Origin of the sequence: Megasphaera intestinihominis, from assembly GCF_040096415.1 — a bacterium.
In the GTDB taxonomy this organism is placed as follows: Bacteria; Bacillota; Negativicutes; order Veillonellales; family Megasphaeraceae; genus Megasphaera; species Megasphaera intestinihominis.
On the sequence record NZ_JBBMEU010000076.1, the window covers coordinates 1 to 9,827 of the forward strand.

The window sequence follows — 9,827 nt, forward strand, 5'->3', positions numbered from 1 at the left end:
TCTTTTGCTTAAAAAAATGGGCTCAGATAACTGAGTCCATTTTTTTCGATGAGGCTATTATGTTACAGCCCCTTTTTTAGGGGTTAGTGGCTAGCAGTTAGTAGTTAGCGGATGGTTTTAAATTTAAAGCTTTTTCTCTGCAAACTCCATCCTCTTTTTTTCATATGAAACCTCTCCGGCCCTTCGGGCCACCTCCCCTATAATGGGGAGGCTTGGCGGGCTTGCCACGTGCAAGTCCCTACAGGACGGAGCTTACGAACTACGAATTGCTGCTTTCTTTCTGCAAGAGGCTGTGTTTGCGTCCGTAAACCATGTAGATGATGAGGCCCAGGATGGTCCAGCCTGTGAACAGCATCAGCGTATGCGGCGACAGTTCGGAGAAGATGAAAGCGCAGCATATGAAGCCCAGCGGAGCGATGACGTGTACAGCCGGGCAGCGGAATCCACGCGGATGGTCCGGATAGAGCCGACGCAGGACGAGGATGCCGACGCAGGAGCAGAGGAAGGCGAAAATCGTACCGGCACTGCATGTTTCAGCGACAATGTGAATCGGTGTGAAACCGGTGATGCAGGCGACGATGACGCCGATGACGATCTGGATGATATACGGCGTATGGAACTTCGGATGAACCTTGTAAAGGCTCATGGGCATGAGGCCGTCACGGCTCATCGAGTAGAGAGCCCGGCTCTGAGCGAAGAGCATGCCCAGGACGACCGTCGACAGGCCGCAGATAGCGCCCGTACCGACGATGGCCGAACCGAGATGGAGGCCGATGTATTCCAGGACGAAGGACGCCGGTGCTGCCGTATCGAGCATGGGATACGGGACGACGCCGGTCATGGCCGCACAGACGGCGATGTATAGGACCGTACAGATGGCCAGGGCCGAAATGATGCCGATAGGCATGTCGTGTTTCGGATTCTTCGTTTCTTCGGCTGCCGTCGCCAGGGCATCGAAGCCAAGGTAAGCGAAGAAGAGAACGGCCGTCCCGGCAAAGACGCCGTGGATGCCATAAGGCAGGAACGGCTGCCAGTTCATCGGTTCGATATGCGGTGCTGCCAGGAAGAGGAAGAGGAAAATCGTCCCGATCTTGACGTACACCAGGATGCGGTTGACGTGAGCGCTTTCGCGGACGCCGATGACGAGGAGCGCCGTCGCCAGGACGACGATGAGGACCGCCGGCAGATTGATGAGTCCGCCGTCAGCCGGCACGGCCGTCAAGGCTTTCGGCAAGTCGATGCCGCAGGAATGAAGGATACCGACGAAGTAGGCCGACCAGCCGCCAGCTACGGCGCTGGCGCCGACCGAGTATTCCAGGATGAGGCTCCAGCCGACCCACCAGCCAAAGATTTCACCGAGCGACGCATAGGCGTAGGTGTACGAACTGCCGGATACGGGCAGGAACGAAGCCAGTTCCGAATAAGCAAGACAGACGAACGCGCAGGTAATAGCGGCGAAGACGAAGGATAACATCAGGCCGGGACCGGCGTATTTCGCTGCGCCGATACCGGTGAGGACGAAAATCCCCGTCCCGATGATGATACCCAGGCCCATGAGGGTAATATCGAAGGCGCCGAGAGCCTTGTTCAATTTCTTTTCCTGCGTATGGGCCAACAAGTCATCGAAGGATTTGCGGCGTAAAATATTCATAAACATGCCCCCAATCCTTACTGACTAGCTTTGTTTGAAGAAACAGCAGCTCTCCAAATGAAACCGATGATGAACCCAGCGATGGTGAAGCTGATCCAGCCCATGCCCAGCGTGTGGAGCGGTACCATGGTATTGAAGATATTATCGATAGGTCCTAAGGAAATTTTCGCCGTCTGGAGCCCTGTGACCAAAGCCGGGATGAGTGTCAGGCCGATGGTCCAGGCGTAGACACACTGCCGTCCATCAAAGAGATTGTTGAGGAAGGTCAGGATGATGATGGCGACGACGAGAGGATAAATGAACATCAAGACCGGAATAGCGGCGACGATGATGGTCTTCAGGCCGAACATGGCGACGAAGAAGGAAATGACCGTAAAGATGGTGACCCATTTCTTATAGCCGATATTGCCGACGAGTTCATTGAAATACGTAGCGCACGACGTAATCAGACCGATGGACGTCGATAAGCAGGCCAGGAGTACGATGACGGCCAGGATGACAGCCCCGACATTACCAAAGAGGATCATAGCGCTCTTGGAAAGGACCGGTGCGCCTGTTTCCTGGATACCGAAAGCGGCGACGCTGTCGGCACCGATCTTGGCGATGAAGATGTAGACAAAAGCCAGGCAGCTGACGGCAATGAGGCCGGCCTTAAAGACTTCCTTAGTGATAGCCGCCGGTTCCGTAGCCCCGTCTTCCATGACGAATTCGATGACCAGGATGGCGAAGACCAGCGAGGCGATAGCATCCATCGTGTTGTAGCCATCGAGGATGCCCTGTACGGCAGCGATGCTGGCCGTTGCATAAGCAGCGGTCGGTTCCTGCGGCGAGCCGAGGGGCGTAATGAAAGATTTGGCGATGAGCAGCAGGATTGTGAGCAGCAGAGCCGGCGTCAGGATCTTGCCGATACGGTCGACCAGTTTCTGCGGCGATACGGACAGCCAGAAGGAAATGACGAAGAACAGGACCAAAAAGCCCGTCATGATCATGTCATTGCCACCGCTCTGCAAGAAGGGACGGACGGCGATTTCATAAGAGACGCTGCCCGTACGGGGAATGGCGAAGAACGGCCCGATAGTCAGATAACAGATGACCGTGAAGAAAAGACCGTATGCCGGATGGACGCGGCTTGCCAGTTCCTGCAAGTTCTTACAGCCAGAATAGCCCATGGCCAGGACCCCGGCCAACGGAAGGCCGACGCCGGTGACGACGAAGCCCAGGACAGCCCACCAGACATTCGAGCCGGCAGCCTGCCCCATGGCAGCCGGGAAGATCAGGTTCCCTGCACCAAAGAACAATGCGAACAACATCAAGCCAATAGCAATTGTTCTGTTTCCTTTATTTTCTCCCATATGACACTCCTCCTATCTTTTTAAATTTTAGATTTTGTCAAGAAATCATAAGGACAGAAAATGTAATAAATTAAATAATTTAATTTGTGAGTTTATTCTATCATAAAAAGGAAAAAAAATCATGAATTTTTCGCAAGTTTAATCTAATTCTAATGCTTCTCTAATCTTTCTTTAATATTTTAGTGAAAATCAGAACTTACTTAATTTTTCCCGCATTTTTTCCACGAATCTTTCATTTTCAAAGCGAGGCCGCACGGCATTGCGCCCGTATGCCGCCGTCAGGCCCGGATAATTGGTACAATCGCGGATCAAAATCCCGTCAGCCCGCAAGGCGTCTGCCAGGTCTGCCGTCCGCTTCCCTTCTCCCGTAAGGCGCCAGAAGATGAAATTGACACAAGGCCGATAGACGTGAAGACCCGGCAGGGCCGTCATCTGTTCATAGAGCCAGTCTTTCTCCTTCTGGACCAATTGGCGCGAAGCCTGCTGATAGGCCCGGTCCCGGAGTCCGGCGACGCCGGCATACTGAGCCAGGACATTGACATTCCAGCCGTCTTTATGCCCCTCCATGAGGCCGCGCCGCAACGGCGACGTGACACCAAAACCCAGGCGCAGGCCCGGCAGAGCGTAGAATTTCGTCAGCGACCGGATGACGAACAGGTTATCCCGGTCCCCGGCCTGGTCCAGGACGGAATAGGCTTCGTCAGAGGGAAGGAAATCGAGGAACGATTCATCGACGAGGATATCTGTTCCCTTGCGGGCGCCGACTTCGGCCAGGGCCAGGACTTCATCGGCCGTCGCCAGGGTGCCCGTAGGATTGTTGGGATTGCCGATGACGATGCAGTCCACCTGGCCGCAGGCCCGGCGCAGCCCTTCCCAGGGAAAGGCAAAGTCATCGTCTTCTTTCAGGTACTCATAGCCGATAACGGCCCCAACAGCCCGTGCCGCCCGTTCGTATTCACTGAAGGAAGGGACGGGCAGCAGGACCCGCTGAGGCCGGAAAGTATGCATATAGAGATAAAAAAGTTCGGCTGCGCCATTGCCCAGCAGGATAGTCCCGCCTGGTACGCCGTAGGCCCCTTCTAAGGCCTGGCGCAGCGCCGTCCCGGCCGGATCCGGATAATGGACGACGGCGTCGAGATGGGCCGCCAGGGCCTGGCGGATGCTCTCCGGCAGTCCGAGAGGATTGATATTGGCACTGAAGTCCAGCCACGGACCGCCATCCGGTGCGGGCTGATAGATATTGCCGCCATGTTCAAATCGTTTTATCATGGAATCACCTGTTTTCTATGGAAATACCGCCGCTGCGCAAATGGACCGTTTCTGTATAGGTCCAATGCGAAAACTGCCGGCTCAGTGAAGCAATGACCCCCTCCCTGTCCGCCTGACTGGCAGACTGGCAGAAAAAGACGCCGGCCACAGTCCCGCTGTGGGCTACGTTGACGCCGGCGACAGCCGGATGACGGCGGGCAGCCCGGAAAAAGGCCGGAAAATCCGGTTTCGGCAGCCAGGGTTGATTGGCCAGGGCACTGAGGGTCGCCGCCTGTCCGATCTGGCGGTCTGTCAGCGACGACGACAAGAGCTGCCAGCCCAGGAAGAGAGCCGCCGCATCAGGCCGGACACGGTCTGGCCGGGCCTGATGGAAAGCTACGGTATCGACGGTCCCACCGGCATCAAAGATGGCAATAGTTAAGGGTGGTACGTGCGGAAAGACATGGAGGAGCTCCCCCGTTTCCGGCTGTATCACTGCCAGGCCCTGACAAAAAACGCCGTCTGTCGGCTCGATGGAAGCCGCCAGACGGCCAATGTCCCCTTCAGAAAGATGCACCTGGTTCACGGCTGCTACGGCTGCCAGGACAGCGCAGATATCGGCCGAACTGGAAGCCATGCCCTTGCCGGAAGGCAATTCCGACGTCAGGAAAAAATCATGAGCCAGGCTGTCGCACTGGCAATAGGCCTGTCCCAGCGCCAGGGCACGGCATGCCTTGGCCCCGCCGCCGACGAGCCGTCCCGTCCCGGGGCGGACGACGACGGTACTGTAGCGGTCGATGGGACACGTAACCAAGAAGGGCCTTCCCTGCCAGAAGCCCTGCATCACTTCCCCGCACGAACCGGGAACGCGGACAATCAGCTCCATAAGCCGTAGAGCCCTAAATGAAGGAGCGCCGTAATGACACCGGCTGCCAGGGATACGCTGTACATGAGATACATGGCCTTGCGGATATACTGCGGTTCCAGTTCATGGTCGGCATCGCCCATATATTCGCGGAATGTATCCTTGCCGAAATAACGGTTATGCCCGCCTAAACGGATGCCCAAGGCCCCGGCTACGGTCGCTTCGGCATAGCCGCCGTTCGGGCTGGGATGCTTAGAGGCATCACGGCGCATGATGCGCCAGGCCCCTTTGGCATCATAGCCCAGGCAGGCGGCAGCCGCAATGAACAGCAGGGCGCAGATCCGGGCCGGGATGTAGTTGAGGACGTCATCGACGCGGGCTGCAACGCGGCCGAAATAGATGTATTTATCGGTTTTATAGCCAATCATGGAATCGAGGGTATTGGCCGCCCGATAGACGACAGCCAGGGGCAGGCCGCCGATGGCAAAGAAGAACAGCGGCGACACGATGCCGTCAATGGTATTTTCGGCAATCGTTTCCACTGTAGCCCGCGTCACTTCCGGGCTGTCGAGATGGTCCGTATCGCGACCGACGATCTTGCCGACCTTCAACTGGGCAATGCGCAGATGATGACGGACGAGATAGCGATAGACTTCCCGACCGGCCTTGGCCAGGCTGCGGGGGCAGATCATGAAGGATAAGAGGATGCCCTGGATGATATAACTCCAATGTTCGTTAGGTAAAAATTCCAAGGCCAGGACCAGGGCCAGGGTGATGTTGTAGACAAACAACAGGGTAATGACGACAGTCAGCCCGCCTAAGATGAAATGTTCCCATTTCGTCGATTTCTCATTATAGAACAGCCGTTCGAGCAGACTGATCCAGCGCCCGATGAGGGCGACGGGATGCAGTTTCGTATGGGGATCGCCAATGATGAAATCTACGATAAAAGCGGTGAGTACAGTAATCATTTTATTCCTTCTTCCATAATCTGCCGCAGGCGCTTCATGTCCAGAGACTCCCGGACGATCCGGGCCAGGCGGTCGTATTTCGCTTCTTTTTCCTGCCGGTAGTGCAGCGTCACCGGCATGGGCTGCCATCCCCTGCGGATCCGCAGGGCATTGAGGAATTGGCGGCGGAACGCGTCGTTATCAAAGATGCCGTGGATATAAGTTCCCCAGGCCAGGCCATCTTTACGGGCGGCACCGGCCAGACTTTCACAGGGTTCTCCAGAACGGCTGGTGACGACAAAGGGATACGTATCGCTGCCATCCCGCTCGGTCCGGCCCATATGGATTTCATAGCCCGTCAGGCCCTTCGCTTTCAGGATGGTTCCGGCAAAAGGCAGGTCGCGGCAGTCAGCCGTCACCTGCGACGTCAGTTTATGCGATACGAAGGTCGTCGTCACTCCCAGGAGGTGCAGGCCTTCGACGCGGCCCAGTTGGGACTCGGTCTGATCCGGGTCGCAGACGGCCTGGCCCATCATCTGATAACCGCCGCAGATGCCGATGACGGGCTTCCCTTGGCTGATGAAATGCTGTAAAGCCCGGTCCCAGCCTTGTTCCAGGAGGAAACACAAGTCTTCTGTCGTATTCTTGCTTCCCGGCAGGATGACGGCATCGGCGCCGGCCAGGTCGCGGGGATGGCGGGCATAGTACAGGGCGACGTCGTCTTCGCGGGCCAGGCTGTCGAAATCGGTGAAGTTGGAAATCTTAGGCACCTGGACGACGGCGATAGATACCTTATCAGCTTCTGGCCGCTGTTCCCTATCGTCGAGGGATACAGAATCCTCTTCATCGATGCCCAGGTCATCGACATAGGGCACGACGCCCAGGACGGGTTTGTCCGTCTTTTTTTTCAAAAAGTCGATAGCCGGCGTGAACAGCGATACGTCACCGCGGAATTTATTGATGACCAGGCCTTTGACCAGGTCCCGTTCATCCGGGTCGAGCAGTTCCAGCGTGCCGACTAAGGCAGCCAGCGAGCCGCCGCGGTCGATATCGGCCACTAAGAGTACGGGCGCGCCGAGGTATTTGGCAACGCGCATGTTGACGATATCATGGTCCTTCAGGTTGATTTCTGCCGGGCTGCCGGCCCCTTCGATGACCAGCGTGTCGTAAGCCCTATCCAGTTCGCCCAGGGCCCGTTTGACGGCGTCGAAAGCCTGGAGCGCATAGCCTTTATGATATTCCCGGGCTGACATGTTGCCTACAGGACGACCGTCGATGATGACCTGTGAGCAGGCATTGCCTGTGGGCTTCAACAGGACGGGATTCATGGCCACCATGGGCAGCAGGCCGGCCGCTTCGGCCTGGGCGACCTGGGCCCGGCCCATTTCCCGGCCATCGGCCGTGACATAGGAATTCAAAGCCATGTTCTGGGCCTTGAAAGGGACGACCCGTTTCCCTTCTTGTAAGAAAATGCGGCACAAAGCCGTCGTAATGATGCTCTTGCCGACATGGGAACTCGTCCCCTGCAGCATGATATATTCTGCCAACCAGCGTTCCTCCTCACGGTTACATTCTATTACAATATTTTTATTATATCTTGTCTGACGGAAAATGCAATAGAAAAAGGCTTGTCGCATGTGCGACAAGCCCTTTTAAGTGGCTAGTGGCTAGCAGTTAGTTGTTAGCGGATGGCTTTAAATTTAAAGGTTTTCTCTGAAAACTACAAACTCTGTACTGCAAACTATAAAGCAAACGGGACCTAGCACGGTGGAATAAGCCTTTATGCGACACGGCCCCTACGGTAAAACATTAATCATGTAATTCTTTGTCCAGTTCTTCCAGCCGTTCGATACGTTTTTCTGTCGACGGATGGGTACTGAAGAGGTTGGCAATGGCACTGCCGGCACCGGCAAAGGGGTTGATGATGCACATGTGAGCCGTCGCCTTCGTCGCACCTGGCAGGGCATAATGGTGAGCGTAGTTATCGATTTTCGCCAAAGCTCTGGCCAGGGCGATGGGGTCGTCGATCATGCGGCCCCCTTCTTCGTCGGCCATATATTCCCGCGTCCGGGAAATGCCGAGCTGGATGATAGACGCAGCCAGGGGCGCTACGATAGCCGTCACCAAGAGGGCTACAGGATTGCCTTCCCCGTCGTCGTCGCGGCCGCCGCCGAAGATGGCAGCCCACTGGGCGATGTTGGCAATCATGCCGATGGCGCTGGCAAAGCAGGCCACGATAGTGCTGATGAGGATATCCCGATGCAGGATATGGCTCATTTCATGGGCCAGGACACCGCGGATTTCATCTTCGTCAAGAAGGTCCAGGATCCCAGCCGTCGCGGCGACAGCTGCATGGGACGGGCTGCGGCCCGTAGCGAAGGCATTGGGTACTTCCGTCGGGATGATGTAGACCTTGGGCATGGGCAGGTCCGCCCGCTGAGCCAGGTCGGCGACGATGCGGTACAGGTAGTGGTCTTCTCCGACTTCCTGTGCCCGATAGGCTTTCAGGACCATAGTATCACTGAACCAGTAGGAAATGAAGTTCATCGCCGTAGCGATGAGGAACATGACCATGACGCCGCTGCGGCCGCCGATGAGGCCGCCGATGGCCATGAGGATACCCGCCAGGGCCGTCATGAGAAATACGGTTTTTACACGATTCATAAAATCAACTCCTATCAAGAAGCTAAAAGTCAAAAGGTAAAATTCGTTACACTCTCATTATATACGGTCTTATGTTCGTTGTCAATATGGTTGTCATTGAACCTCTCCCGCTTATAGAAGCGGGAGATTCTTGAGAAGGTTGCTTGTTTAAGTTTCCTCCTGAAATCAGGATAGCCTTATTCTCAAAGGGCTGTCCAAAAGCCCCTTACACAGTCCCTCGAAATCGAAGTTCTGCTTACTTTTACGAAGTATGTTGGCGGCTCCGTTGATATCGGCATTGGCCGTCCTTCCATCAGCAAAGCGGTACAGGCCGCGCCGGACTCGTTGTCCACTGAACGTTCCTGTATAGGGGGTATCCGGCTGGTAGACGGGAATGTCGTCTAAATCCAGGCAGCTGGCCTGAGAGGTATACGATTCTTCCTGTTCCAGATAGCTTATCCCGTAACGTTCACACAGGTATTTCAAGGTACTACGCAGATAGCTCAAATTGATTTGGGTGAAATGCTGATTCGTCACTTTACCCAGCTTTAGTCCTCGTTTGAAATCCCGGTTATAGCCGCAGACAAGGGTCCCTATCTGATGGTCAATGCAAAAATCGAGGATATAGCGGGCTGTCTTGCGAAGGATGTCCTGCATCCGGAAATTGCGTTTCTTCGCTAACTGACAGAGCTGGTTCGTCGTCTTCTGGCCCTGCTTGGCGGCAATGCTTTGGAGTCTGGCTTTGCGTTTGTTCCAATACTGGTTGATAGATTTGAGTTTACGGCCGTCCATGAGGAACGACGTCCCCGTATTGGTGACGCAGGCGGCCAGATTTTCCAGGCCCAAGTCGATAGCCAGGACACGGTCTGGCGAAGCTTTCACCGGCTCTGGGTCCTCTAGGTAACAATACTGAATCTTGAAATACCGTCCGCCATACATGGGACAGATGCGGACTTCTTGAATCGTCTTTTCCTTCAGCCTGTCGGGAACAGGAATCCGAATCCGATGGCCGTTATGGATTTTCGCATATTTCCGGCTCATCGGCACTGTCAGGAACCCATTCTTGATGTTGATAGCGTTCGTCGACAAGACGAGATGGAACCATCCCCCTTTTTCAC

Annotated in this window: 8 protein-coding genes; all 8 read right to left on the minus strand. The window is 55.5% G+C overall.

Annotated elements, in window-relative coordinates:
* Positions 1–259: 259 nt before the first annotated feature.
* Positions 260–1,651 (minus strand): amino acid permease, encoded by a 1,392-nt coding sequence (locus WMO23_RS09975; RefSeq protein WP_020311690.1) that lies wholly within the window; start codon positions 1,649–1,651, stop codon positions 260–262.
* 17 nt (positions 1,652–1,668) lie between these two features.
* Positions 1,669–3,003, minus strand: a complete 1,335-nt coding sequence (gene brnQ / locus WMO23_RS09980) for a branched-chain amino acid transport system II carrier protein (RefSeq protein WP_020311691.1) — start codon at positions 3,001–3,003, stop codon at positions 1,669–1,671.
* Between the two features lie 189 nt (positions 3,004–3,192).
* The gene (locus tag WMO23_RS09985; protein WP_020311692.1) at positions 3,193–4,272 is read right to left on the minus strand and encodes a pyridoxal phosphate-dependent aminotransferase; all 1,080 of its coding nucleotides are present in this window, start codon (positions 4,270–4,272) and stop codon (positions 3,193–3,195) included.
* 4 nt (positions 4,273–4,276) lie between these two features.
* The gene (locus WMO23_RS09990) at positions 4,277–5,137 is read right to left on the minus strand and encodes a GHMP family kinase ATP-binding protein (RefSeq protein ID WP_292108045.1); all 861 of its coding nucleotides are present in this window, start codon (positions 5,135–5,137) and stop codon (positions 4,277–4,279) included.
* Complete coding sequence (gene cbiB, locus WMO23_RS09995) at positions 5,128–6,087, minus strand: adenosylcobinamide-phosphate synthase CbiB (protein WP_292281959.1); 960 nt, start codon at positions 6,085–6,087, stop codon at positions 5,128–5,130. The genes WMO23_RS09990 and cbiB overlap by 10 nt, the downstream gene beginning before the upstream one ends.
* Complete coding sequence (locus tag WMO23_RS10000; protein WP_296819927.1) at positions 6,084–7,613, minus strand: cobyric acid synthase; 1,530 nt, start codon at positions 7,611–7,613, stop codon at positions 6,084–6,086. The genes cbiB and WMO23_RS10000 overlap by 4 nt, the downstream gene beginning before the upstream one ends.
* Positions 7,614–7,875: 262 nt before the next feature.
* The gene (htpX, locus tag WMO23_RS10005) at positions 7,876–8,730 is read right to left on the minus strand and encodes a zinc metalloprotease HtpX (protein ID WP_020311695.1); all 855 of its coding nucleotides are present in this window, start codon (positions 8,728–8,730) and stop codon (positions 7,876–7,878) included.
* Positions 8,731–8,895: 165 nt separating this feature from the next.
* Positions 8,896–9,827: RNA-guided endonuclease InsQ/TnpB family protein (locus WMO23_RS10010; RefSeq protein WP_349173956.1), on the minus strand; the 932-nt coding region annotated here is incomplete at its 5' end.

Coding starts and splice junctions, on each gene's coding strand:
- WMO23_RS09975 (WP_020311690.1), bottom strand. CDS start 1,651: ATGAATATTTTACGCCGCAAATCCTTCGATGACTTGTTGGCCCATACG.
- cbiB (WP_292281959.1), bottom strand. CDS start 6,087: ATGATTACTGTACTCACCGCTTTTATCGTAGATTTCATCATTGGCGAT.
- htpX (WP_020311695.1), bottom strand. CDS start 8,730: ATGAATCGTGTAAAAACCGTATTTCTCATGACGGCCCTGGCGGGTATC.
- WMO23_RS09985 (WP_020311692.1), bottom strand. CDS start 4,272: ATGATAAAACGATTTGAACATGGCGGCAATATCTATCAGCCCGCACCG.
- WMO23_RS09990 (WP_292108045.1), bottom strand. CDS start 5,137: ATGGAGCTGATTGTCCGCGTTCCCGGTTCGTGCGGGGAAGTGATGCAG.
- brnQ (WP_020311691.1), bottom strand. CDS start 3,003: ATGGGAGAAAATAAAGGAAACAGAACAATTGCTATTGGCTTGATGTTG.